The following is a 26,791-nucleotide window of genomic DNA, read 5'->3' on the forward strand; positions in this document are numbered from 1 at the left end:
CAAGTTCCAACACGGTGAAACCGGGTTGTTCGGCGAAATCGGTCTCAGCGAACGGGACAGGACGGTGTTGTTCAGACATCGGCGGACTCCGTTGGTAGACGAAGTGTGAACAGCGTGACGTAGAGGCGAAGCCGGGCGGTCAACCATTCGATGGATTCGCCTGTTTCCTCCGCCACGGTCGCTAGATGGCCGGTGGAGACCTCTCCGCCAAGAGACGGCGCTTGGCCGTCACGGTAGGCAGTAAGCAGTAGCAGATCTTGCCAGTAGACGATCTCGTCGGGAACATCCAGAATGGGATAGTCGAGGCGTAGGCCTAATGACACCATCCGGGCTAGCCTGCGGTGAGTCTCGGCAAGAGTAAGGCCGAGTCTGCCCGCGAGTTGAACCAAGCGCAGCGCGTCAACTTCCGTCAGAAAATCCTCGGCCTCGTCGTTCATGTCGTACAGAGCGAGTAGGTCCACGTCATATGGATCGGGATGCCAGTTGGTGAGGTCTGCTATCACCTCGGGATCAGGATCCGGTACGGGCGCGCCTAGTCTTCTATAGGGCGCGAGCAGGAACAAGAATTCAGCTACTGTCTTGCCAAGTTCGTGCGCGCCTCGGATGATCTCCCCGGGTCCGAGCGTCCAGTCGGTCACGCGCCAACTCCATCTATTGGAGATCAGATAGCTTTCGATCATCCAAGGATGCAGTTGGTTACTCTGCTCCGTTTCGGCAGGCAGCCTCACGGCGGGGTAGGCGTCCAGCAGGAGCTGACGGGCCTCGCCGATGGTTCCGAAAAACTGTGATGCGAGGCTGATCAGTTCAGGAAAGGTGACCTCGGTCTCGGGAGCGGTAAGGGGAGTAAGCATGGCAGCCTGATTGACCAGTCCTCCCCGAAAGTACCTGCCGGTTCTCGCGGCGGCGAGCGCTAGGCAGGGCCTTCTCGGGCTGATGCTCCATCTGTTGGTCGAGCGCCGAAAATTCATCATCGCGATGTTGATCAGTCTGAGGGTCTCCCCGTCTGGCCTGATGTCCGTTGTCGGCGGGATCTCGGGCAACCGGAGCAAGCCACGCCGCTCCAGCTCAGACAGCTCAGCGAGAGTCTGTTGGACGCTTATCTCGGCCCATCCAGCGATGAGTACGATGTGCATAGCGGTGAGCCGATCTCCAACTGCCCTCACATGACGCAGAGCCTCCGCCTCGACTGGTGCGAAAGACTCCGGATAGTGGTCGCGCGCGGCAACGGTGATACCCAGCGGAGATAGCCGATCACACATTTCTAGGACCTGCTCAATATCCCGACCCAACTCACTCGAGGCGTGCGCGATGTGGTCAGGCTGCAGATCGCCTTGGACCCATGGCGGCTGTCCGTCAAGTTCCACCGAAACGAGCTTGACTTCGGCTGCAGTGCATATTTTGTCGGCGAGGGTGCCAAGGTCAAGAAGTGGCGCGATCCACCCTTCAGGGGCCAGCTCTTCGGCCAATCTGAGTACCTCGCCCAGCGGCTTGTCGAGTTGGGAGGAGGTTTTGACCAGCCAGCCCGCGACGAGCAACGGTGTCGGCTGACCGGGAGGCGTCCAGGCAGCCAAAGCCCGCAGGAGCGGTTTCTCTTCCTTCTCAAAAGTTCTGGAAAGAGGGGGGCATCGCCGAAGTTCAGTCAGATTGAGCTCGGTGATAGCGAATTTCCGTAGCCTTCGCAGTAAATCTGCTGCCTGCTGTTCGGGTTGGGCAATAGCTTCGAGGATCTTATCCACCCAAACGGCATCCTCGCGGTGATACCATTTCAATCCACCTAAGAGCGCACCGTCGATAGGGTCCACCATGGGAAATCCCCTGTGTGAAACCACCGGCGGAATGCGCCGGTGCCCGCGTTGTGAATTGGCTAGTTCCATCCAGACGCCAGTTCGCCATGAGCTGTACCATCTTGCGAAATAGCGGTTCCAGTTTGAAGAGTCGAGAAGTTCTTTATCATACGGCAGGCAGCCAATCTCGGCTGCCCTCACGGTGCCGCTCTTCGCTCGGGTACCGCCCACCAACAGAGGGGTATCTGTCTTTACGAGATGCTCGAAGATCCGCTGTGCCACTTCGGGTGCCGAATTCGTGACCTCCCAGAGCCACGAAAGCGAGAGTCCTGGCCATTCCATCAGCTGCGGCAGCGACTTGTCGATCTTCTCATTTACCCAATCCTTATCCCAACTCCTGAGCTTCTTGCGGTCCACCGTGAACTGCGGTCGGTGCGCGTCGCGGAGGTTTACGACCAAGCCATAGATCTCTTCGTTCGTTCGGATGCCGTCCGCCACTAGACCACCTTCGCCGGAGACCCACCATAGGTCGCGGTCGTGTTCGAGGGACTCGGCCGACTCATCCTGATAGCGCAGTACCTTGGGCTGCCACTCTTCTTCCACCGAGTCGTGCTCGGAGGCGACCACCCGGTAGTCGGCGATCCACAGTAGTTTGCGCAGTGTCTGCAACACAGAGACTCGCTCATCGTCATCTCCGGTCAGATACAGCCTGATCCGGGTACCGCCACCGAGCATGGCGTCGGATGGGGTGACCTGGATCATACTGCCGCTACTCGCGATACGTACGGTAAATGCCTCGTGCGAGGGAATCCCTTTGGTGTCGACCGGCCGAGTGACCAGCAGGATCTCGTCGGCGATCATGAAGTAGCTAAACACCCCAATGCCGAACTGGCTGTTGGAGACGAGGCGCAGTGGCGGATTGAGGCACTGCCAAATAGCGTGCTCCGCACGGTATTCCTGCCGATAGACGAACCTCTCGCCAGCATTGGCAAATACATGCTCGAGTACGTCGCTGTCCATGCCAACGCCGTTATCCTCGCACTCGATGTACTCACGGCCGTCTTCGGACCCTTGGCGGAACATCACACGGCCATCCCAGGGCGAGGGATCTTTCCCCCGCCTGCGAAGCGCCTCGAGCCGAATGTCTCTATAGCGACACGCGTCCAGGGCGTTCTGGTACAGCTCCCGAATTGCTAGCGACGGGTCGTCGTAGAGTTGACGTCCCATCAGCAGTTCGCGAACCTTGTCTTCGGAGAGCCTGAACCGAGTCAAAGGCACTTTGTATGCCGGACCCGATTCTGCCCTCGGCTGATCTGGCCGAATCCCCGAATACGTAATCCGTACAGGCAACGTATCACCAGTCTGGCCCGTGCCACCGAATCCGGGAATCTCGTCGAGCACCGTCTGGGCAGCCTTCGTCAGTGCTACAAAAGCCGCGTGCTGTGCAGGGTGAACGCAGATCAGCTCCAAATCGAGCACGTCCTTATGCTTAGAGGTACCGAAGCGGTCTGCAGCGCTTTTCACCGACGTCAGGGGCAGTTCTAGTCCGGTTCCGATGTGGTCAGCGATCACGGCGGACATGCGCCTGGGGTCGGCTGCTAAAGTCCCAGCCAGCCAAAGAATCGCGCTGAGGCCACGCCAATCGTCGGGTAGCGAGGGGTTCTTGAGCCGTTCCTCTAATTGCGGATTGCGGGGTTCGGCCCCTACCGCCCGTAAAAGCGTCTCTACCAGCGTGCGCTGCTCCGCCTGGCTCAATCGCAATGTCCAGTCCGTCAGTAGCCCAGCGCCTCGCTCGTACTCAATTCCGGCTGCCTGTGACTGCCATAACGACGCTCTGTTGCCGAGCCAACGATGAAGAAGCCAAAGGGCCAGGTCGTCGTGTGCCTCCTTCCGGCCGCGTTGTTTCAAGCCCTCGGCTCGTCGAATAACCTGGGGATACATTTCGTGAGTCAGTTCGAGGTCAGTTCGTTCGCCTACCTCGTAGCTGCGCTCGAAGTCCCCCGGGCGGACGTCGGCTGCCATCCGTAGGGAGGCGGCTAGCACTGCTTCCCGGAGGAACGGCGCGGCGATTAGGATGGCGGCCTGGTCAGGGTTAAGTCGAACTTCGGCCCCGAGCAGGGTCGAGGTGAAGGAGATAACCCTGCCCGGATAACCCAGATCGAACCAGTTGTCGATCATGCCAGTCTTCTGCAGGAGATAGTCGGTGGCCGCAACGTGGCTCCGCGCGCAGGCGTCCACCACATTGCGAACTTTCGCTCTGTCTCCCTCGCTAGCCGCAGGGCATAGGGTCCACAGGGCGTTGTCCTCAGCGACGCGCCGCCACGCCGACGTCAGCTCGTCGCCTTCGCAGATCACGGTATTCCCTGCAGCAAGCAGCATCGCCTGCGGATACGCCTCAGGGAGCTGCGCTCTCCCATCACCCGGGTTAGCCTTTCGCCGCATCTCCTGAATGACCTCGGTGAGCACGCCTGACAGCGTACGGGCGGGATTACGCCGGTCGAGGACTCTCGCCAAGGTCTGGCTGAATGAGCTTCCGTCCTCCCCGTAGTGGCACAACTGACCGGGGCCGCATCCGGCGACCATCACCAGGGAACCGCTTCCGGGAAAGTGGATGGCTCCTCCCTGAGCACCCTCGATTCGTGACCCGGCGGGGGTGTCGCGGCACGCGTCGATAAAGAAGACCACCAGCCTGGCCTGGCACCGGCGCAGATCGGGAATCGCCGGGACCAGGCTGTCCAAGTCAGGGATCGTCGCGCCGGGCTCACGATAGGCATCGCTCGGCACCAAGTAGTCGCGACCATCGACATTGACGCCGTGGCCGGAGAAGTAGAGCAGCAGGACACTGCCCCGGGGCGCCTCCGCACACGCCTTCTTGATTGCCGCCCTGATACGACTCCCGCTCGGTTCAGGACTTCTAGAGTCCTCACCCAGCGCCTCGATATCGTACGACGAAAGGGCTAGGGCAGATCGCATTTTTTGGATGTCAGTTTCTACCACCTGGGTAATAGTGGAGAAAGCTGTGTCGTCACAGTTCGGAACACCAATGAGAAGAGCACGACGCACGGTCACTCGCGACATGGTAGATGCGCTGACAACCAATGTGGTCGGTATTGGGAGATTGGGATGCGTATCATCCAGACCGACCCGGTTCATCAGCATAGCCAACCGAAGATGACCGTCCTCCGGTCATCTTCCGCTGAAGCCACCCTTTGTACGCCACCTCCAGTGACACCAGCCCGCGACAACGCCCGGCCCTGGTTGGGCGGCCATCCTCTTCTGCCGCAGACAATGCGCGGCCCCAGCAGCATGGATCATCACGGTCGCTGTATGTGAACGGCTCCCGGGATCGTCGCACAAGCGAGACCTGCCGGCGGGGTGGCGCCGAAACTCGCGCACATCGAGTCCCGCCAGATCTCGGTGGCGCTGGCAATGTGACCGTCCGGCAAGGACAGCCGAGGCGACGAAGGCGCGAACATGCACAGCGATCCGTTCCGTCATCGTCCGGGCGCAGCCTGACCGCGTCCAGCACCTCCGTTCAGGAGGGTGCGGCCCGGCTCCAGGACGGCGATGAAGGAGTAGAGCCAGCCGCGAATAAGCTGGGAGGCCAGCATCAGCTCGGGCTAGGCAATCGTAGAAATCGGTCCGGAACCGGGACAATGTGGTCAAGGGCTCGACGTGAGCGGCGTCCTCCAGCAAGCTTTCCCTACGGCTCCCCGCTCGATTAACGAGGTCAATCCATCGGCCAGGTTAAAGATCAAGCCTAGAGCGGGATGTTGTTGTGGCGTCCTCGGGCGTAGGGGGCTTGGGCGAGGGCCTCGGCCAGGCGGAATCGGGTGGAGTCTGGGGAGATGACCTCGTCGACGACGCCGATCGCGAGGGCGCGTTCGACGCCGCCGGAGACGCGGAGGTGCTCCTCGGTGAGGCGTGCTTTCAGGGCGGCGCGCTCGTCGTCGGGGGCGGCGGCGAGGGTCTTGCGGTGCAGGATGCCGACGGCGGATTCGGCGCCCATGACCGCGACTTCGGCGTCCGGCCAGGCGAAGACCGCGTTGGCGCCGAGGGAGCGGGAGTTCATCGCGATGTACGCGCCGCCATACGACTTGCGGGTGATCAGGGTGACCCGGGGAACGACCGATTCGGCGAAGGCGTGCAGGAGTTTCGCGCCGCGCCGGACGACGCCATCCCATTCCTGCGCGATGCCGGGCAGATAGCCGGGTACGTCGACGAGCACCACCAAGGGCACGCCCAGCGAGTCGCACATCCGTACAAAACGGGAGGCCTTTTCGGCGGAGAGGGTGTCCAGGCAGCCGCCCTTGCGGATCGGGTTGTTGGCCAGCACGCCCACGGAGCGCCCGCCCAGGCGGCCGAGGCCGACCAGGATGTTGGCGGCCCAGCGGGGCTGGAGTTCCTGGAATCCGTCGTCGACGATCGCGTGCACGAGCGGGCGGACGTCGTACGCGCGGCGCGGCGAGTCGGGCAGGAACGCGGCGAGGTCGCGGCGTTCGGACAGCACGCCGAGGTCGAAAGCGCCGGGCCGGGTGAAGATGCCGGTGAGGCGGCGGGCCTGCTCGTACGCCTCGTCCTCGCCGCCGACGACCATGTGGGCGACGCCGGATTTGGGGCCGTGCGCCTCGGGGCCGCCGAGACCGGCCATGTCGATGCGCTCCCCGGTGACGCTGCGGACGATCTCGGGTCCGGTGATGAAGATCCGCGCGTCCTCGGCCATGATCACAATGTCGGTGAGGGCCGGTCCGTACGCGGCGGCTCCTGCGGCGGGACCGAGCACGACCGAGATCTGCGGGATCACGCCGGAAACCCTGGTCATCGCGGCGAACATGCGGCCCACGCCGTGCATCGACTCGACGCCGTCGGCCAGGCGCGCGCCGCCGGAGTGCCACAGGCCGATCACCGGGCAGCCGAGGCGTTCGGCCGCGCCGATGGCCTCCACGATGCGCTCCGCGCCGGCCGCCCCGAGCGCGCCGCCCATCCGGGTCGCGTCGGTGCAGTAGGCGACGACGGGCGAGCCGTCCACCCGTCCGCAGACGGCCTGGACGCCGCTGTCGTCGTCGGCGTGCAGGGGCACCGGCTCGGGGTCAAGCAACCGGGCCAGCCGGACCGAAGGGGCCCGGCGGTCAATCTCGATTTCGACGGCAGTCATTCGCGAATCCCGATTCCAGGGGAAGTCATATTGCCGAATGTGCCAAGCCGCGCCCGCGGCGGCCAACCCCTATTTTCCCCTATCCCTGTTTCCAGCCCTTAGGACCCGGCCCGGCAGGCCGGTGACCCGCGAAAACACGGCATTGGCAACTTGTGACCGGCACTTCTGCTGATTGACCGCCATCTCACATTCCCGTTTCCTCGTCGTGATCACGATGTCCACGATGGAGGACTCCCTTGTCTATATGGTCAGCATCGATGGCCGCCACCCTCCTGGCGGCCATGGCATTGCCCGCGGGCGCGGTGCGCGACACCGTGCCGACCCCGGTCACCGACGTGGCCGCATTGGTCAACCCCTTCCTCGGCACCAAAGCCGGCGCCGCGGACTTCGGGCACGGCGGCGGCGCGGGAATGAACTTCCCCGGCGCGGTCGTGCCGTTCGGAATGATGCAGTGGAGCCCCGACACGATGGAGAACGCCGGGGGCGGCTACGCGTGGGAGGACAACCGCCTGCGCGGTTTCTCCATGACGCACATCTCCGGGCCCGGTTGCACCGGCGCGCAGGATTTCCCCGTGATCCCGATCTCCGGAAAGATCGGCCGATCGCCCGCGACGCACGGCGCCGATTACATTCAGACGTTCACGCATGAGAATGAGAAGGCCTCCCCCGGTTTCTACAGCTCGGTTCTCGACACCGGCATCAAGACCGAGCTGTCGGCGAGCACGCGCGGCGGCGTGGGCCGGTTCACCTTCCCGGCCGGCAAGCCGGGCACGCTCCTGCTGAACACCAGCGGCTCGGTCAACGGCGTGGACGACGGCGAGACCAGGATCAGCGGCAACACGGTGACCGGCTGGGTGCAGACGGGCGGCTTCTGCGGCCCGCCGATGCGGTACAAGGTGTACTTCCACGCCACATTCGACCAGCCGATCCTCGGTTACGGCACCTGGAAGGACGACACCGTCACGCCGGGTGGCGCGGCCGTGCGGAACGCCTCCGAGGCGAAGGTCGCCAACGCCGACGTGGTCACCCCGGGCGACATCACGGTGAACGGGCCCGGCTCGGGGGCATACCTGGAGTTCGATCCGGCCCGGCCGGTCCAGATGCGGGTGGGTCTGTCCTACGTGAGCCTGGCCGGCGCGAAGAACAACCTGGCCGCCGAGATCGGTCAGGACGGGGTGGACCAGGTCGCCGCGAAGGCGCGGGCCAGCTGGAACACCCGGCTGGGGCAGGTGAAGATCGGCGGCGGCACCACCGAGCAGCGGCGCACGTTCTACAGCAACCTCTACCACGCGCTGCTCCAGCCGTACGTGTTCGAGGACGTGGACGGCACCTACACCGGGATGAACGGCCAGCCGTACAAGGTGGCGCCCGGAAAGCATCACTACGCGACGTTCTCCGGCTGGGACATCTACCGCAGCGAGGTGCAACTCCTCGCCCTGCTCGCGCCGGATGTGGCGAGTGACATCGCCCAGTCGATGTACGACAACGCGCAGTCGGTGGGGAATGTCTGGGACCGCTGGTCACACCAGAACGCGATCACCGGCGTCATGGTGGGCGACCCGTTCCACTCGATCCTGTCCAGCATGTACGCCTTCGGCGCGCGCGGTTTCGACGCCCCCGCGGCGCTGGACGCGATGGCCAAGGCGGCCCGCCGGGTCGGCCCCCAGGACATCGGCCACTCGCTGCTCGGCTACGACGAGCGCCCGGGCAACGCCGATTTCATGGCCAAGGGCTACGTCCCGATGGACCCGTCGACCACCCTGGAGTACGGGATCGCCGACTTCGGCATCGCCCAGCTGGCCGGCCGTCTGGGCAACACCGCGCTGGCGAGCGAGTTCATGAAGCGGTCGCAGGCCTGGCAGAGCACCTACAACCCGGCGAACACCTGGATCCAGCCGAAGATGGCCGACGGCGCGTTCCGGTCGCCGTTCGACCCGGGCTCGATGAACTCCTACATCGAGGGCAACGGCGCGCAATACCACTGGCTGGTGCCGCACAACGTGCGCGGCCTGTTCGACTCGATGGGCGGCAACGCGGCGGCGATCTCCCGCCTGGACAATTTCTTCAAGGTCCTCAACGCGGGCCCGAACCAGCCGTACGCCTACCTCGGCAACGAGCCGTCGGCGGCCACGCCGTGGCTGTACGCGTGGGCGGGTCAGCCGTACAAAACCCAGGATCTGGTACGGCGAGTCCAGAAGGAGCTCTTCACCTCAGCTCCGGACGGGCTGGTCGGAAACGACGACCTCGGCGCGATGGGCTCCTGGTATGTCTGGTCCGCGATCGGCCTGTTCCCGGCGATTCCCGGCCGGGCCGAACTGCTGGTAAACACGCCGCTGTTCGACTCGATCACGATCAAGCGCCCCGCCGGCGACCTGATCATCAACGCGCCGGGTTCGACCAACCGGTACGTGCGGACGCTGAAGGTCAACGGCGTGGCGACGACGAAGGCATGGGTGCCGGAGACGATCGCGCAGCGCGGCGGCAAGCTGGACTTCACCACCGCGACCACCCCCAACACCGCGTTCGGCTCGGCCCCCGCGGACGCGCCGCCCGCGTTCAACGAGGGCGCGAAGCCGCTCCTGCTGGGCCTGAACCCCGGCAGCGGCCCAGCCGAACCGGGCAAGACGTTCGAGACCACGATCACGGCGCGGTCGACCGGAAGCGTCGGCGGGTCGGTGCGCTGGGAGGCGAAGCCGCCGCCCGGCATCTCGGTCGCCCCGATCAGCGGCACGCTCTACCCCACCTCGGGCGGCGGCGCGGCCTCACAGAAGATCACGGTGACCGTGCCCGCGAACACCCCGCTCGGCATGGTCAGCATCCCGATCATCGGATCCGGCCAGCTCAACGCCGGCATCCGGGTGAACGTCGCCAAGCCCGGCACCCCCGCCTGGCACCACAACAACGCCAGCATCGGCGACGACACCAAGCCCGGCAGCGCCAACGTGGACGGCGCCAACTTCAGCTACTCCGCCCAGGCCCTCGGCGCGGTCGGCCTCACCCCCGGCTCGACGATCAACTGGAACGGCTTCACGTTCACCTGGCCAAACCGCAAACCCGGCGAATGGGACGACATCCAGCCCGGCGTCAAACCCCTGGACGTCACGGCCCCCACCGGCGCCACCAAGATCGCCTTCCTCGGCGCCGGCACCGGCGGCTACCCCGAGGTAGACGCCACGATCACCTACACCGACGGCACCACCACCACCGCCAAACTCGGCATGAGCGACTGGCTCCTCGACTTCGGCGGCGGCCAGCCCCAGTACGGCAACGAGATCATCGCCTCCAGCCCCTACCGCCTGTACGGCGGCTCCTGGGCCATGCAGCCCATCCCAGCGCACGTGTTCGCGGCACAACCCATCGCGCTGAACCCGGCGAAAACCCTGAAGACCATCAAGTTCTCCCCCTCCGACGACGGCATCCTGCACATCTTCACCTGGGCCTTCCTCTAGGCACCCAGTGCTGAGCGGGTCACCCCGAACCGGGGTGACCCGCTCAGTGGTGGTCGGGTCGGTGGCGGTCGGGGTTGAAGACGAACATGAGTGCGCGGGCGTCCTCGGTGCCGGTGTTCTCAAGCATGTGGGGCTCGGTGGCGTCGAAGGAGGCGGTGTCGCCCGGTCCGAGGACATAGGTGTCGAACCCGAGGTGCAGCGTCAGCCGACCGGCGAGCACGTAGGCGAAGTCGATGCCGTCATGCCGCTGGAACTTGCCGGACTCCGCCGACGTGCCGCCCGGTGGGTAGGTGATCTCCATGAGCGTCGCCACATCGGGGTCGACGTGCGCGAGCCGTTCCCACACCACCCCCGAACCGAGTTGGATCTTGGTCCGGTCGCCGGCATGCTCGACCGGCCGGTCCCGGTGCACGGGAACGACCCGGGACCGCGCCGACGAGGGCCGCGGCGGGTCCGGGACGGGCTGGTCCCCGAACAGCTCGTCCAGCGACAAGTCCAACTCGCGCACCAGGGCGTAGAGGGTGGTCACCGACGCGCGGCTGCGACCGGTCTCGACCTGGGACAGCATGCTCGCCGACACACCGACCCGACCGGCGAGTTCGCGCAGCGACAGCCCCTTTCGCTGTCGCTCCTCCCGGATGCGCTTCCCGAACTCGACTTCCATCGAACGCTCCTGTTACCCGCACATGTCCCGTCCTTGGAGGGTCTCACGGCCCGAGCGCGCACCGAGCCGCGAACATCCGGCTTCAGGCGCGTTCACGGTACAGCGGGATGTCGACCGGGGGCTGCGGAATGAACCCACCGTGGCGATCCATCTGCTCGAACAAGTGGTCGTGGGTGGCCCGCATCTTCGCGAGCGCGGCCTCGACGTCGACGTGCACCAGCCGCCCGCCGCGTTTGACTATCTTGCCGTCGACCAGCACGGTGTCCACCAGCCCGGCGTGGGCCTGCGCGATCACCGTGCTCCCGGGCTCACGGCGGTTCCAGCCGGCCACGCTGACGCCCGACATATCGATCAGCACCACATCGGCGCGCTTGCCCGGAGACAGCGAGCCCACGACGTCGTCCACGCCCGCGGCCTTCGCTCCGTTGATCGTCAGCCAGCGCAGCGCGTCCTGGGTCGTCCAGCCCATGACCTGCGGAGCCCGGTACTCGCGGTATTCCGGTTCGTCATGCCGCCAGCGGGTGGCCTGCAGGACGAACCGGGCGTGCGAGAGCAGGTCGCCGGAGGCGCCGCTCACCACGTCGATGCCGAGGCTGGGGCCGGGGGTGTGGTCGGTGACCTCGCGGATCACCGGGAATCCCATGCCCATCTGCATCTCGGTCTCGGCGCAGACCGAGACCATGGTTCCGGTGCCCTCCAGCAGCTTCCATTCGTTCGGGGTGTTGAACGTGCAGTGGACCAGGAGCAGGTCGTCGCCGAGCAGGTCGTGGCGGTGCAGCACCTCCACGTCCTCGAAAAGCTGCCGCACCATGACCTGGTTGGCGTGCAGGGTGATGCGCGCGTCGAGCTCCTTGGCCAGCGCGAACTCCGCGGCGACCTCGGCGACGGGCGCGATGCACAGCTCCTGGGGCGCGATGCCGAACCGCAGCGGCTGGTCGGAGCTGGAAAAGTAGGTCTCCCGGATCTCGCGGGCGAGCCGGGCCCGGGTTTCGAGCCGGCCCGGATCCGCGGCCGTCGTACTCCCGCTCTTGCTCTCCGACCACGTATTGCTGGTGACCGGGGTCAGGCCATGCGCGTACAGCCCGCGGATTCCCGCGTCCAGCAGGCCCGAGACCGCGGCATGAGCGCACTCCGGCGTCAGGATGTTGTGGCAGTAGTCGACGACCGACGTGATGCCGCAGTTGAGTGCGTCCAGCGCGCCCAGGTAGTTGCCCACGTACATGTCCTCGGCCCGGAACCGCGGTGCCATCTGCAGCCGGATGCCGCGCAGGTAATCGGGGATGTTCCCATCGGCGAGAATCCCGCGCAGCGGCGACTGCCAGACGTGCCGGTGCGTGTCGACCAGGCCGGGAAGGGCGATCATCGCCGAGGCGTCGATCCGTTCGGCGTCCGCGTCGAGGTCCGGCCCGACCGCGGCGATCCTGCCGTCCTCGATCAGGATGCTCGCCCGCTCGAACTCGCCCAGCGCGGGATCCATCGTGACGACGGCGGCGTTCTCGATGAGGATTCTCATGACAGGGCCGTCACCATCAGGTCGACGTTCTCGGGACGGGCCTCCAACTCGCCGGACTCGACCCGCCGCGCCAGTTCCACCGCGATCGCGTTGGCGGGCGCCGAACCTCCGTGCTCGGCGTGCACGTCGACCACCAGACCGTTGATCTCCTTGACCTCGCAGCGGCGGCCCTTCATCCAGTCGTGCAACACGGTGGTCCTGGTGTGGGGCAGCGCGAAGTCGTTCATGACCGCGTCCAGCAATGCCTCGACGAATCCGCGCGGGTCCGCCGGGTCGAGCCCGCTGAGACCGAAGATGGGCACCAGCTTGTGGCCGTCGGCGATGGCGGCCTCGGCCGCCTCGATCCCGCACCGCAGCATGAACTTCCGCATCCCGGGAGCCGCCATCGCCTCCCGCATCGGCAGATTCAGGACCGCCGAGGGCACCAGCTCGCCGGCGTTGACTATGAGCTTCGCCCACTTCGCCGACCGGATGTCCTCGACGATCTCCACGGTTCCCGCGTGCCCGAGGATGCCGGCGACTTCGCGTTCCCGCGGGCGAGTCGCCGATGTCACGCTGCCGAGCCCGAACCAGGACTTCGCGGGCGGCGTGTGCCGCTCGACCACGCCGGGCTCGTACATCGCGGCACTGCACTCGATCACCGCACCGAGCGTGCGTTCGGGACCCATGACGTCGGCGATCGTGTCGACCGTCATCCCGTTCTGCAACCCGATCACCAGGCCGTCCGGTTTGACCAGCGGTTTGAGCAGCTCGCACGCCCATCGCGTGTCATATGCCTTGACCAGTACGAACACCAGATCGAAGGGCTCGCGCAAGGTCGCCACATCGCAGAGGTTGAACGCCCGCACGGGGGTCACGATGCTCTCCTCGGGCATGTCGACGCGGACCCCCGCCGCGCGCATCGCGGCCACGTGCTCGGGCCACTGCTCGATGAATGTGACGTCGAGGCCCGCCCTGGTGAGATCGGCCCCGATCGAGGCGCCGTTCGCTCCGGTGCCCAGTACGGCGATCCGTAGTCCGGTCATCGTGTTTCCTCCGTCGATCGATTGTTGATGTGGGACTGGGCATGGCGCTCGGTCGGCAGCGGTCCGCCGACGCTGTAGTAGCGCTGGCCCGCCACCAGGAGTTGCTCGGCCGGGAACTTGGTGATGACCTCGGCGCCGTCGGCGGTGACGACCAGCTCCTCCTCGATCCGCGCCGCCCCCACGCCGTCGGCCGACGGCCAGTAGGTCTCCAGCGCGAACACCATGCCCTCCTCCAGCACCTCTGGATGGTCCAGCGAGACCAGGCGGCTGAAGATCGGCTTCTCCCAGATGGACAGCCCGACGCCGTGGCCGTACTGCAGGGCGAAGGCGGCCTCCTCGTCGGCGAACCCGAATTCCCGCGCCGTCGGCCACACGCTCACGATGTCGGCTGTCGTCGCGCCGGGCTTGACGAGTTCGATCGCGTGGTCCATATATTCGCGGCAGCGCCGGTAGGCGTCGACCTGCGCGCGGGAGGCGCTGCCGACCGCGAAGGTGCGGTAGTAGCAGGTCCGGTACCCCATGAAGCTGTGCAGGATGTCGAAGAACGCCGGATCTCCGGGACGGAGCAACCGGTCGCTGAACACGTGCGGATGCGGGGAGCACCGTTCCCCGGAGATCGCGTTGACGCCTTCTACCTGCTCCGACCCGAGGTCGAACAACCGCTTCGACACCAGTCCCACGGCTTCGTTCTCGCGCACACCGGGGCGCAGGAACGCGTACAGGTCATCATAGGCCGCGTCCACCATTGACGCGGCGGTGGTCAGCAGCGAGATCTCGTCGTCGGTCTTGATCCGGCGGGCCTCCAGGAAGATCTGCTGCCCGTCGACGACCTCGATGCCCTTGGCCCGCAACGCCATCAGCACGGGCATCTCGACGATGTCCACTCCAATCGGCTCGGTGTGCAGGCCGTAGCGTTCGAGCTCTTCGAATATCTTCTGTGCGACCGCCTCGGCGATGCCGGCGTCGGGGTGGAAGGCGCCCCGCAGCACAGAGATCCCGGCGCGGGCGCCGCTGGTGCCGCGGGCGGGCCCGGCCACGTCATCACCGGTACGGTAGTCCAGCCACGGTGCGTAGAGCTGATGATGGCGCGCCGCCGAGCCGAAGTCCCACAGCACGGGTTCACCACCGCGGGGAAGCAGGGCGAAGCGGATCAGCTTGTCCATCGCCCACGTGCCGATGTGGGTCGCGGTCATGTAGCGGATGTTGTGGAAGTCGAAGGTCAGCAGGGCGCCGACGTCCGAGGTGGCGAGCTGCCGCTTGAGCTTGGCCAGCCGCTCCCGGCGCAGCCGGTCGACATCGACGCGTGCCTCCCAGTCGACGACGTTCATGCCGAATGTGGCCGTTCCCATGAGTTTCTCCGGTGTGTAGGTGCTCAGCCACAGGGCCGGCGGTAGGGGTCCCGCCCGTCGAGGGGGGACTGGTCGGGTGCCGCGTTCGTTCTCCGGCAGGACATCAGGCGCTCGCCTTTCGTCGGGAGTTCTCCGTCCTGACCAGGGGGACCACGGCCGCGCCGACGACGAGGATGCCTTGGATCCAGTACTGCCAGGCCACGCTGACCGACAGAAAGCTCAGCGAACTCGTGATGGTCTGCAGGAACAGCGCGGTGGCCAGCGTCGCCAAGGCCGAGCCGGTGCCGCCGAAGATGCTGGCGCCGCCCAGCACCACGGCGGTGACCGAGGTGAGCGTGAGCGCCTGGCCGACCGAAGCGTCGCCGACGCCGGTCTGCGAGTAGAACGCGATACCACCGCAGGCGGCCAGCACCCCCGCGGTCACGTAGGCGAGCAGCCGGGTGCGGCCGGTGGGCACACCCATACGCGCGGCCCGCAACGGGTCGGCCCCGGTCGCCCGCAGCGCCCGGCCCGCTCTGGTGCGGCGGGTCACCACGTGGGCGAGCACACCCACCGCGACGGCGAGCACGAACACCATCGGGACACCGGCGAGTGTGGTGCCCAGCAGGCTGAGCAAGGCGTCGTCGGCCTGACCGCCGGGCAGCGGGCGCAGCAACTGCGCCATCCCCAGCACTCCGATGGAGCTGACCAAGGTGGCGATCACCGGCGGCATGGCCACTTTCGTCACCAGCAGGCCGTTGAGCAGCCCGATCGCCGCGCCCGCCGCCGCGGCGCACACCACGCCGATGCCGAACAGGGCGGGTGAGCCGCTCGCGAAGAACGACACCGTGACCACCGACAGCGCGACCACCGAACCCACCGACAGGTCGATCCCGCCGGTCATCACGACCAGGAGCTGAGCGAGGCCGACCAGGGCCAGGGACGAGGTCGCCAGCAGCAGTTGGCCGATGTTGAGGCTGGTCAGGAACGCCGGAGACGACAGCGTGGTCAGCCCGCCGACGACGACCACCAACGCCAGCATGGCCGCCGCCTGGAACTCGCCGCCCAGCAGCGGGCGACGGGTCCGCGCGCGGGTCGGCGGCGGCTGCTCGACGCTCAGCTCGGTGGACAGCACGGCCGCGCCGGTGATCTCCCGCTCGGACAGCATCGCCGCCTGCAGTTCGGCCCTGACGCGCCCGCGGGAGAAGACCAACACCCGGTCGCACAGCCCTTCGAGCTCGACCGCGTCGGTGGACAGCGCGATGACCGCCGTGCCGCGGGCCGCGATCTCGCGGAGCACACGATAGATCTCCAGCCGCGCCCCCGCGTCGACCCCCTGCGTCGGGTCCTCGACCAGCAGCACCTTCGGCGCGCCGAGACTCGCGCGGGCGAGCAGCACCTTCTGCTGGTTGCCACCGGAGAGCGTGTTGACCGGAGTGTCCAGACTGGCCGCCTTGACCCGCAGGGCGGCCACCGCGGGGGCGACCAGCTCCCGCTCCCGGCGAGGGACGAGCACCGACCGGGCCAGCGAGACGTCCGGGAGCCGCAGCGCGTCGATGTTCTCCCGCACGCCCAGGTCACCGAACACCGCTTCCCGCAGGCGATTCCCGGACAGGAACACGATGCCGTGCCCGGCCGCGGCGGCCGGGCTGGACAACCGGACCGCCTTCCCCGCCACATGCACCGTCCCATGGGACCGGGTGAGCCCGGCCAGCGCGCGAAGCACGTCCCGTTGCCCGTTGCCTTCGACACCGGCGAAGCCGACGATCTCGCCCGCGCGCACCGACCCGGTGACGCCCTGGAATCCCGTGCCGGTGAGCTCCTCGAACCGGAAGACCGTCTCGGCACCGGTCAGGTCCGGCTTGTCGGGAAACGTGGTGTCCAGTGAGCGGCCGATGATGAGTTCGACGATCTGTTCATCGCTGAACTCCGCGACCTTGCCGCCGCCGACCACGCGGCCGTCCCGCAGTACGGTCATCGAGTCGGCGATCTCCCGGATCTCCGGGATGCGATGCGTGATGTAGACGACGGCACCCCCGGCGGCGACGAGGGACCGGACCTCGCGGAACAACCAGTCGGTCTCGTCGGGACCGAGCGCTTCGGTCGGTTCGTCGAGCACGAGTACCTGCGGTTCGTTGGCGAGAGCGGCGGCGATCTCGACCAGGTGCGCCTCACGCGGTGTCAGTTCGGCGACCTTCAGCTCGGGGTCGATCCGCAGGCCCAGCTTCTCGAAATGCCGCCTGGTCCACGCGCCGGCGTCGGCCACCGAAGGCCGCACCGATTCGTGCACGAGCACCAGCATCGACTCGCTGATCGTCAGGCTCGGCGCGAGCGCCGGTGTCTGATACACCAGTGCCAGGCCGTGTGCCCTGGCCACCGAGGGCGTCATCGCCGGATACTCCTTGCCCAGCAAGCAGATCCGGCCCTCGTCCGGGGTCACCGACCCCGCGGCGACCCCGACCAATGTCGACTTTCCCGCGCCGTTCTCCCCGAGCACCGCGTGGATCTCCCCGGGGCGGACCGTCAGGTCCACCCCGTCCAGCGCCCGGACGCCCGGATACCGCTTGACGATCCCCGAGAGCGTGAGGGCGGTGCCGATCGCTGATTCCACCTTCAGTTCCATCGGGCTCAACTGAACAGAGCGCCGAGTTGCGCGTCGGTCAGCTGGGAGGACGGCGGGGCGCCATTGGGCAGTCCCGTCTTGCACGCCTTCGACGGGGCGATGGCGCCGGCCTGGCTGCCGCTGGAGTCCTCGTACAGGTCGAGCTGAACCAGCGAGGGCTCGGCGTTGGGCTTGCCGTTCCACCTGGCGATGGCCTTGCGCAGCCCGATGCGGCCGATCCAGGTGCGCGAGGAGGCCGTGGCCAGCTCGTAGTCGGGGTTGTCCTTCTTCAGGGCGTCGAAGCCGCAGCTCAGCTCGTTGTCGTCGGTGGTCACGATCGGCACCAGAGGCCGGCCGGCGCTGGCGAAGGCCCGCGTCACCCCGCTCACGGTCGCGCCGTAGTCGCCGATCACACCGTCGATCTTCGGGTACTTGGCCAGCAGAGCGCTCATCGCCTGCTGAGCCATGGCCGGATCCCAGTTGGTCGTCACCGGTTCCTCGGTCAGCAGCTTCACCTGGGACGCGTTCGCGAGCGCTTTCTTCACGCCCTTCAGTTCGGCCGCCGACACCGCGTTACCCGCGGGCCCGCCGAGCATCACGATGTTGCCGCCCTCGGGGCCGAGCCGGTCGATCATCCACTTCGCCCAGACCTCACCCGAGTACGCCGCGTCCCAGTCGGCGTAGTCGAGGTAGTCCGGCCCTGCGGAGCCGGAGGGGTCCGCGGCGATCGCGACCACCGTGGCGCCCGCCTTCGTCGCCGCACGCATGGCGGACAGGTGCGAGGGGCCCGGGCCCGCGTCGGGGATGACCAGCAGGATGTTCACGCCCTTGGTGGCGAGGCCGGTGATGCCCGCCAGCGTCGCCTGCAGATCGCCCCGGCCCGCCACGTAGTCGAAGCTCGTGATGGACGGGCATTTCTTCACCTCGTCCTCGACCTCGGCCCGAACGATCTTCGACCAGGCGTTGGTGCCCAGGCCGTCGACCAAGCCGACCTTGACCGGTTTGTCGCCGCAGACCTGGTCCATGGAGATCAGTGCCGACAGGGGGCCCGAGTTGCCCACGGCGACCTGGCCGGGGCCTGCCGGGGAGCCGCTGGCGGGCGAAGAGGTGGTGTTCACGCTGGAGCATGCGGTCAGCGCCGCGGCCAGGGTCGCGGCCGTGGCGAACGCTATGGTGGCATGACGTCGGGTTGTGCTGGACATGAGAGCTCCCCAAAAGACGGGTGCGGATAAGCAGGGGGTGCGGGCAGGGGTGAGTAGGCGATCCGGTGAGACCGAAACTCCGGCAGAAGTGGTTTGTCAGTTCGGGTTTCGCCGGATGACGCGGCGCCGCAGTCGATTCGCCAGATCGAGTTGGACGACGATGCCGACGCCGATGATCGCGGCCTGCACGATGTTCTGTACGGCCGTCGTCTGGGTGTAGGTCTGGACCAGTTGATTGAGCTGTCCGAGGAAGAGCGCGCCCAGCGCGGTGCCCACCAGACTGCCCCGGCCTCCGGTGAGCGCGGTGCCGCCGAGCACGACAGCGGCCACCGAAGGCAGCAGGTAGGCGTCGCCCAGGGAAAGCGTTGTGGTGCGCAGGAATCCGGCCAGCAGGACACCGGTGGCCGCGGCGAGCAGGGCCGACAGCACGTAGGCGGCGACGGCGTAGCGTCGGGTGCCGATGCCGGCCGCGTGTGCGGTGTGCCGGTTCGCGCCGACGAGTTCGTAGCGGCGCCCGAGCACGGTGGTCTTGAGCACGACCTGTGCCACCACGATGAGGACGACCGCGATGTAGACGATGTTGGGCACCCCGAGGGTACGGCCGACCGAGAAGCTCGCCAGCGACGGCGGCGCCTCGGCGCTGTACCCGCCCGACAGGAATTGCACCAGACCGATCAGCACCGCGTTCATCGCGATGGTCACGACCAGGGGCGGCAGCCCGAAGAAGGCGACGATCAGACCGCTCGCCGCGCCCGCGGCGAATGCCACGATCAGCGCGAGCACGATCGCCATCGTGAGGCCGAGCTCTTGCGACGAGCCGTACTTGGCGACGATGAACGCCCCGAGGGAGATCCCGCCCGCCACGGACAGGTCGAGTCCTGCCTGCTGGACGACGAGTGTCTGTCCTACTGAGACGATCGCGGTGAGCGCGGCGAAGGGCAGCATCGCCAGTAGCGCGCTCTGGCTCACACTGGCGGGGGAGATGGCGGCACTCGCTAGGAACAGGATGACGACCGCGGCGAACGCGCGGCTGACCGGCCATGCCGCCAGGCGCTGTGCCAACGGGTCGCTCGTGCGGATCGCGGGCGCTGCCACCGTGGGTGCGCTCACCCTAGAGCCAGCTTTTGCTCGGGCTGCCAGTCGCCGCCGATCGCGGCGCCTTCCAGCGAACCGAAGACGTGATCGCGCGAGGACTCCGCCATGCGGCGCAACCGGTCGAGGTCGACGCCGATCAGCTTTCCGTCACGCTTGACGAACTTCCCGGCCACCAGGATGTCCTTCACCAGGCCGGGGTGGGCGTTGTAGACGATGGTGCCGACCGGGTTGGTGATCGGCGTGGTGGCCAGGGTGTCGTTGGACAGGATCAGGATGTCGGCGGCCTTGCCGACTTCGAGCGAACCGGTGACGTCCACGAGCCCGTTGGCTCGGGCGCCCTCGATCGTCGCGAAGCGGAGCACGTCCTGGCAGCGGAGTCTGATCCGATCCGGCTGCTCGCCCGCTTCCACCGCGGCCGCGTTGTCGCTCGCCCGTTGCACCGCGATCGTCGTCCGCATCAAGGAGAACATGTCGCCGCCGACCGAGCTGCACACGTCGACTGACAGCGACGGCTCGATGCCCACGGCGAGCAGCCGTCCCGTCGCGGGCCAGCCGTGCCCCATCTGCATCTCGACGTCGGTCGCGACCGAGGCGGTCCCGCCCGTGTCGGCGATGAGCCGCAGCTCGTCGTCGGCGATGGTGTTGCAGTGGACGTAGGTCGTCGTGTCCGCGAGCAGGCCCGCCTCGTTCAGCTTGTGGATCGGCTTGCTCTTGCCCCAGTGCCCGTCGCCGACGTGTACCGAGACGCGCAGGTCGAGTTCGCGCGCGAGCAGGAAGTCCGCCTTGTTGACCTCCGCCGTGGTGAACTGGGGACCCCGCACCGCCAGCCCCATGGTCACCAAGCCGTCGTTGGCGGAGAAGCGATCCGCGCGCAGTCGGCGGACGTCATGCTCCGGATGGGGGACGGATGAGGGCATCGGGCCGCCCCACTGCTGCGCGCCCCCGCCGTGGGAGAACACGGCGCGGAGCCCCGCTTCCGCCAGCGCGTCGACGGCCGCGTCCGTGTGCTCCGGGGTGTACAGGTTGTGGGACCAGTCGAGCAACGTGGTGATACCGCTGTCGAGTGCTTCCAGCGCGCCGATGAGGTTGCCCGCGTAAGTGTCCTCGGGGCGGAAGTGCCGGCTCAGCCCCATATGGAGGCCGACGAGGTACTGATCGAGTGTCCAGTCCGAGGCGATGTTGCGGACCACTGACTGCCAGGTGTGGCGGTGGGTGTCGATCAGGCCCGGCATCACGATCCGCCCGGCGATGTCGATCCGTTCCGCGTCAGGTGCTGTTAACTCGCGCCCAATGGCCGCGATCTTGCCGTCTCGGATCAGGATGTCTCCAGGCCAGAGGACGGTGTTCGAGTCATCGCAGGTGACGACGATCCCGCCGGAGAGAAGCAGCGTACGCATCAGCGTGAACCTCCGCAGGCTTTGGCAGGGGGGGTGATTGATTCCGCTGATCTGTCGATGTGCCTCAATCCCAGATCGGCGTGAACAAACTATGCGAGCCACGCTGAATGTCTGTCAAGTAACATTTGATTTCTGTTCAGTTTCGTTGATCAGTCACGTTCAACGAAGAAGCCGGAGGGCCTGCCGACGTGGTATCGGCAGGCCCTCCGGCGGATGGGATGAAGAACGATCAGCGCATCTGGTCCGGCCAGTGGCCGGAACCTCCGGCAGCCCGGCCGGGAGAATACGGCGGGACGGGCCCGTCGGTGCGGGATTCGAGGGCGTCAGCGGACCGGTTCAGCACGACCCAGACCGCGCGCATCTCCTCCACTCCACGGTTCTCCAGAAGATGCGGCTGCGAGCAGTCGAAGGTGACGCTGTCGCCGACGCCCAGGGAGACCTCCTCGAACCCGACTCGGCAGGTGAGCTCACCCTGGACCACGAACATGCTCTCCACCCCCGGATGCCGGTGGTAGCGCCCGAACTCACTCGACCTGGCGCCCGGCGGGTAGATGACCAGCATGAGCTCCAGGCCGGCCGCGGAATTTCGGCCCAGTCGCTCCCAGATGACACCGGTCTCCATCTCGATCCGGCGTCGGTCGCCCGCCCGGGCCACGGTGATGAACGAGGGAGCCGCCTCCGTGGCTCGCTCGGCCGGCGGCGGTGGCGCGGCAGGGGACTCCTGATCCGAGAAGAGCTCGTCCATCGTCATGTCCAGCGCCTCGACCACGGCGTACAGGGTACGCACGGACGAGCGTGACTTGCCGTTTTCCAGTAGCGAGAGCATGCTGGCCGACACTCCGACCTTCTCGGCGAGCACGCGAAGGCTCATCCCCCTGGCGCGCCGAGCGGCCCTGATCCGGTTGCCCGCGTTCTCCATCTCAGGCAATGCCATGCCCCCGGTGCGGGGACGCGGATAACCCCGCGTTCCATGCTGTCGTGTTTGGCGTGGCTCCAGCAGCAGGCACTCGACCTCCATCATCACTCCCGACTCGACAACGCGTACTTTAATGAGACTCAAAGTTGCTGTCAAACGAGTGCGGCGATGTAAATCGCAGCGAACATCACGGCGGGGGCGTACCGGAGCGGAGATATTGCGCCACGGCCGACTCGTCCGCGTCGCCGAACCCGGCGGCCATCGCCGCGCCGAGGACCTCGCGGTTGACGCGGGCCTGCGGGAGCTCTGCCCCGACCTTGTCCGCCAGTTCCAAAGCCAGGCGCAGGTCCTTGGCCGCGAGTTCGAGCCTGAATGCCACGGGCACCTCGCCGGGACGCTCGAATGCCTCCCGGCGATACTGCATGAACGGCGCGGAGACGGCGCTGTTCAAGAACACCGAGTACGCCGTGGACCGCTCGATACCCGCGCGCTCGGCAAGCACGAGGGCCTCGGACACGGCCTGGTTGAGGCTGTGCACGATCGTGTTGACCACGAGCTTCATGGCGCTTCCCGCGCCGCTCTCCCCCAGGTAGAGGACGGGGTCGCCCAGCGATGACAGGACCTCCCGCCCCCGGTGCACGGCGTCGGCGTCGCCGGCGGCCATGATGGTCAGGGACCTGGCCGCGGCCGCGGTGACACTGCCCGAGACCGGGGCGTCAACGAAGTCCACTCCCCGGCCGCCCAGCAGGGAGCGAAGGCGGCCGACCGTGTCCGGCGACACCGTGCCCATGTCGAACGCGAGCGTCCCCTCGGACATTGCCTCCAGCGCCCCGCCTTCGCCGGTGTAGGCGTCCAGCACCGCGCGGTCGTCGGCGAGCATGGTGATCACGACATCCGCCCCGGACACGGCGTCGTACGGTGTCGCTGCGGCGCGGGCCCGGTGCTGGGCGGCGAAGTCCTCCGCCTTCGCCGGGCTGCGGTTCCAAACCGTCAGCTCATAACCGTCCGCGGCCAGGTTGCCGGCCATGGGCAGGCCCATCCGCCCCAAGCCGAGGAATGCGATCTTGGTCATCTGGTCTCGTCTCCGTACGCTCATCGTGAACTTCCCGTCGGTGGATGCGCCGTCTAGGCGAGCAGGCGCAGCGGTTCCTCGATGCTCGTCACCAACGCGGCCATCCATTTCGCCGCCAGGGCTCCGTCGATGGCTCGATGGTCCACCGAGAGCACGAGTGACATCACCGTCCCGACCTCGACCGCACCGCCGGCGACGACCGGCACGGCCTTCCCCGCGCCGACCGCCAGAATCGCGGACTGCGGGGGATTGATGATCGCGGCGAACTCGTCCACGCCGAACATCCCGAGATTCGTGACGCTGATGGAGCCGCCTTCGAGGTCGCTCTGCCGCAGCTTGCCGTCGTTCGCCTGCCGCACGTACGTGCCGACCTGCCGCGCGACCGCGCTCGGGGCCGCGTTCTGCACGCCGCGCAGAACCGGCGTCACGAGTCCGCGCTCCGACGCGATCGCGACCCCGATGTCGACCGACTCGAACCTGCGCATGCCCTGCTCGGTCCAGATCACGTTGGCGTCGGGCACCTCGACATGGGCGATCGCGACCGCGCGGAGAACGAGATCGTTGACGGAGATCCGGCACGGTGAGACGTCGTTCAGCTGGGACCGCAGCGCGAGCAGGGCGTCGATCCGCGCGGTGCGCCGCAGGTAGAAGTGCGGGATCGTCTGCTTGCTCGCAGTCAGCCGACCGGCGATCGCGCGCCGGAGCCGCGAGTGCGGGATCTCCTCGAAATCCAAGCCCGGTGCCGCGGCGGCTTGCGATGCGCGTGCGGGCTGCGCGGATTCCCCCGTGGCCACCGCGGGCTCGGGGGCGGGGCTGGGCGCGGCCTGTTCTCGGGACGTCGCCACGGCCCGCTCCACGTCACGGCGGAGGATCCGGCCGTTCGGCCCGGTGCCCTGCACGTCCTCGGCGCGCAGCCCGGCGTCCGCGAGAATCTTGCGGGCGATGGGCGTGATGAACAGCCGCCCGTCTTTCTGGGCGGCAGGCGGCACGGCGGACGCCACAGGCAGGGGTACAGCGGGCACCTCATGCCGTACCGGCGGGGGCGCCTCCCGGGGCGAACCGGCCCCGAGCTCCGCCAGGATCCGGTCGAGATCGCTGTTCTTCTCGCTCTCGTCCCCGATGAGGGCCATCGGCGAGCCGACCTCCACGCTCGCCCCGCCTTCGGCGAGGCGGCGAAGCAGGACCGCGTCGGTCTCCGCCTCGATCTCGACGACGGCTTTGTCGGTCTCGATGACGGCGATGGGCTGCCCGGTGGTGAAGGACGCGTTCTCATCGACCAGCCAATCGGACAGAACCGCCTCCGTGGCGCCGGCCGCGACCTCGGGCATTCGCAGGAGGGTTGCCATGATCTTCTCCTTTGGCTCTCGCGCGATCAGGACTGGACCCGGGCGCGTAGCGCGGTGACGACTTCCTCGGTTCGGGCGATGGCGGCTCGTTCGAGGACCTTGCTGATGCTCGGTGACGCGATGGCGCCCGTGACGCGCTCGATCGGGCCGTCGAGCCAGTCGAACAGCCGACGGTGGATCTCATCGGCCAGCCAGCCACCGTAAGACGTGCCGACCGCGCCCTGCTCCACGATCAGTACGCGGTTCGTCTTCCTGACGCTCGCCTCGATCGTGTCCCAGTCGAGGCTGGCGCGGTCGAGCCAGCGCAGGTCGATGAGGTCGGCGCTCAGCTCGGGCACCTGCTCCAGCGCCTCCAGGCAGTGGCCCACCATAGAGAGGTAGGCGATGATCGTGAGGTCGTCTCCCTGCCTCCTGAGCGCGGCCTTGCCGACCGGGATCCGGTAATCGAGGTCCGCGAGCGGACCGGTTCCCGTGGCGGCGTACAGATCGACGTGTTCCAGTACCACGACGGGGTCGTCGCAGGCCAGCGCCGTGTTCATCAGGCCCACGTAGTCGAACGGGTTGGACGGGGCGACCACGCGAAGGCCCGGGGCGGTGGTGAGGACGCCCGCCGGATCCATGGAGTGTTGTGAGCCGTACCCCGTCCCGGCGGCCAGCTTGCTGCGCAGCACGAGGGGCACGGGGCTGTCACCGCCGAACATGTGCCGCGCCTTGGCGATCTGGTTGAAGATCTGGTCGGCGGCGACCCACATGAAGTCGGCGTACATGAACTCGACCACCGGCCGGACCCGCCCGTCGAGCGCCATCCCGCCGCCCATGCCGGCGAACGCGTTTTCGCTGATGGGCGTGCCGAGAACCCGCTCGGGGAACTTCTCGAGCGGCCGGCGGGTGGCGCCGTTCGTACCGCCCTTGAGGCCGTCGACGTCTTCCCCGAGCACGACGATCGAGGGGTCTTCTTCCATCCGCCGGGCCATGACGTCGCTGACGACGTCGATGAAGCGCCGCTCACCGAGCTCGCCGCCGAAGGTCGGCTCCTCCTCGTAGCGGCTGCCGCGCAGTTCGCTCAGGTCCCCGCGGATCCCGACGTCGACGAAGCCCGGGTCAGGCCACTTGCCGGCCCGGATCCGGCGCTGACCGGGTTTGCCGCCGGGCAGCGGTTCGAAGAGGCCGTCCCCGATCGACCGCAGGCAGTCCGAGATCTCCCGCTGCTTCGCCTCGAACTCCGCACCGGTGACGACGCGGCGCCGGATCGCGTGCTGCTTGAGGAGTTCCAGCGGGTCACGCTCACGCCAGGCGCTCTCCTCAGCCTTCGTGCGGTAGCCGAACGCGCTGCCCGGATACGCGCCGTTTTGGTGGAAGTAGCGGTACACCTCCGCCTCGACGATGACCGGGCCCTTGCCGGACCGCATGTGCTCCAGCGCCTCGTTCATCGCGAGATGCACGGCGAGTGGATCCATACCGTCGACGCGCCAGCTCGGGATGTTGAAGCCGAGGCCGCGGGCGGACAGGCGCGGCTCGCCGGTGGCCTTGTCCACGGGGGTGGAGACGGCGTACAGGTTGTTCTCGATGAAGAAGCACACGGGGAGCTTCCACGCCGCCGCGAGGTTGAACGACTCCAGGACGGATCCAATGTTCACCGCGCCGTCGCCGAAGTACGTGACGGTCACCCCGTCCGTGCCCGAGTGCCGCTGGTTGAACGCGAAGCCGAGCGCCTGCGGCACTCCCCCGCCGACGATGGCGTTCGTGCCCATCGCCCCGGCCTCGCGCCATTGCAGGTGCATCGAGCCACCGCGGCCGCGGCAGAACCCGTCCGCGAGACCGCAGATCTCGGCCAACGTCCGGTACAGGACGGTGCGCACGTCTTCGCTCAGCTCGGACAGCCGGCCGTCCGCGGGCGGCATCACATGGCCGAGCGCCTTCGCCAGGAACTGGTGATGCCCGCGATGGGAGCCGTTGACGAAGTCGGTGCTTCGCAAGCTCACGATCGAGCCGACGGCGCCGCCCTCCTGGCCGATGCTCGAGTGCGCGGGCCCGTGCACGAGTCCCTCGGTGGCCAGCTGGAGGACGTACTCCTCGAACACCCGGATCCACAGTGTCTGGATGAGCATCATGCGCAGGAGATCGGGGTCTGCGGCGTCCCAGTCGGCACGGCTCGGCGCCAGCTCCACCCATGGGGATTGGGCGGCCAGCTTCCTATGCGTCGACATGTTCTTCCTCCAAGCGAGAACATGGATCCATACAAG

15 protein-coding genes are annotated in these 26,791 nt (G+C 67.3%); 1 reads left to right on the plus strand and 14 read right to left on the minus strand.

Translation table 11 applies throughout. The features are described from left to right. Window positions 1–71: 71 nt before the first annotated feature. Together Aple_RS21855 and Aple_RS21860 are read right to left on the minus strand one after the other, a co-directional pair. The gene (locus tag Aple_RS21855; protein WP_170321609.1) at window positions 72–4,853 is read right to left on the minus strand and encodes an HD domain-containing protein; all 4,782 of its coding nucleotides are present in this window, start codon (window positions 4,851–4,853) and stop codon (window positions 72–74) included. Between the two features lie 691 nt (window positions 4,854–5,544). Next, window positions 5,545–6,939: an acyl-CoA carboxylase subunit beta gene (locus Aple_RS21860; RefSeq protein WP_155346521.1), complete on the minus strand. Its 1,395-nt coding sequence runs from the start codon at window positions 6,937–6,939 to the stop codon at window positions 5,545–5,547. Between the two features lie 257 nt (window positions 6,940–7,196). On the opposite strand from Aple_RS21860, the gene Aple_RS21865 reads away from it, so the two are divergent. Continuing rightward, window positions 7,197–10,388, plus strand: a complete 3,192-nt coding sequence (locus tag Aple_RS21865; RefSeq protein WP_155346522.1) for a GH92 family glycosyl hydrolase — start codon at window positions 7,197–7,199, stop codon at window positions 10,386–10,388. A gap of 43 nt (window positions 10,389–10,431) precedes the next feature. Here the strand turns inward: Aple_RS21865 and Aple_RS21870 are convergent, their stop codons facing one another. The 12 genes from Aple_RS21870 to Aple_RS21925 all read right to left on the minus strand — a co-directional run bounded on the left by Aple_RS21870 (window position 10,432) and on the right by Aple_RS21925 (window position 26,755). Further along, the gene (locus tag Aple_RS21870) at window positions 10,432–11,052 is read right to left on the minus strand and encodes a helix-turn-helix domain-containing protein (protein ID WP_155346523.1); all 621 of its coding nucleotides are present in this window, start codon (window positions 11,050–11,052) and stop codon (window positions 10,432–10,434) included. 82 nt (window positions 11,053–11,134) lie between these two features. Next, entirely contained in the window at window positions 11,135–12,565 is a 1,431-nt protein-coding gene (locus Aple_RS21875; RefSeq protein ID WP_155346524.1) for an amidohydrolase family protein, read from the minus strand. Beyond that, the gene (locus tag Aple_RS21880; protein ID WP_155346525.1) at window positions 12,562–13,590 is read right to left on the minus strand and encodes a ketopantoate reductase family protein; all 1,029 of its coding nucleotides are present in this window, start codon (window positions 13,588–13,590) and stop codon (window positions 12,562–12,564) included. The genes Aple_RS21875 and Aple_RS21880 overlap by 4 nt, the downstream gene beginning before the upstream one ends. Further along, the gene (locus Aple_RS21885) at window positions 13,587–14,939 is read right to left on the minus strand and encodes a M24 family metallopeptidase (protein WP_155346526.1); all 1,353 of its coding nucleotides are present in this window, start codon (window positions 14,937–14,939) and stop codon (window positions 13,587–13,589) included. The genes Aple_RS21880 and Aple_RS21885 overlap by 4 nt, the downstream gene beginning before the upstream one ends. Window positions 14,940–15,042: 103 nt before the next feature. Further along, the gene (locus tag Aple_RS21890; protein ID WP_155346527.1) at window positions 15,043–17,541 is read right to left on the minus strand and encodes an ATP-binding cassette domain-containing protein; all 2,499 of its coding nucleotides are present in this window, start codon (window positions 17,539–17,541) and stop codon (window positions 15,043–15,045) included. Between the two features lie 5 nt (window positions 17,542–17,546). Further along, a complete protein-coding gene (locus Aple_RS21895) occupies window positions 17,547–18,722 on the minus strand; it encodes a substrate-binding domain-containing protein (protein ID WP_155346528.1) in 1,176 nt (391 codons plus the stop codon). A 96-nt stretch (window positions 18,723–18,818) separates the two neighbouring features. Further along, window positions 18,819–19,832 (minus strand): ABC transporter permease, encoded by a 1,014-nt coding sequence (locus Aple_RS21900; RefSeq protein WP_155346529.1) that lies wholly within the window; start codon window positions 19,830–19,832, stop codon window positions 18,819–18,821. Beyond that, the gene (locus Aple_RS21905) at window positions 19,829–21,214 is read right to left on the minus strand and encodes an amidohydrolase family protein (protein ID WP_155346530.1); all 1,386 of its coding nucleotides are present in this window, start codon (window positions 21,212–21,214) and stop codon (window positions 19,829–19,831) included. Before Aple_RS21905 ends, Aple_RS21900 begins: the two co-directional genes overlap by 4 nt. 229 nt (window positions 21,215–21,443) lie before the next feature. Further along, window positions 21,444–22,148, minus strand: coding sequence for a helix-turn-helix domain-containing protein (locus Aple_RS21910; RefSeq protein ID WP_170321610.1), 705 nt, complete (start codon window positions 22,146–22,148; stop codon window positions 21,444–21,446). A gap of 169 nt (window positions 22,149–22,317) precedes the next feature. After that, entirely contained in the window at window positions 22,318–23,202 is an 885-nt protein-coding gene (locus Aple_RS21915; protein WP_170321611.1) for an NAD(P)-dependent oxidoreductase, read from the minus strand. A 53-nt stretch (window positions 23,203–23,255) separates the two neighbouring features. Next, window positions 23,256–24,548, minus strand: coding sequence for a dihydrolipoamide acetyltransferase family protein (locus Aple_RS21920; RefSeq protein WP_155346533.1), 1,293 nt, complete (start codon window positions 24,546–24,548; stop codon window positions 23,256–23,258). A gap of 26 nt (window positions 24,549–24,574) precedes the next feature. After that, window positions 24,575–26,755 (minus strand): alpha-ketoacid dehydrogenase subunit alpha/beta, encoded by a 2,181-nt coding sequence (locus Aple_RS21925; RefSeq protein ID WP_155346534.1) that lies wholly within the window; start codon window positions 26,753–26,755, stop codon window positions 24,575–24,577. Between the last annotated feature and the right edge of the window lie 36 nt (window positions 26,756–26,791).

The organism is Acrocarpospora pleiomorpha, assembly GCF_009687885.1.
Taxonomy (GTDB): Bacteria; Actinomycetota; Actinomycetes; order Streptosporangiales; family Streptosporangiaceae; genus Acrocarpospora; species Acrocarpospora pleiomorpha.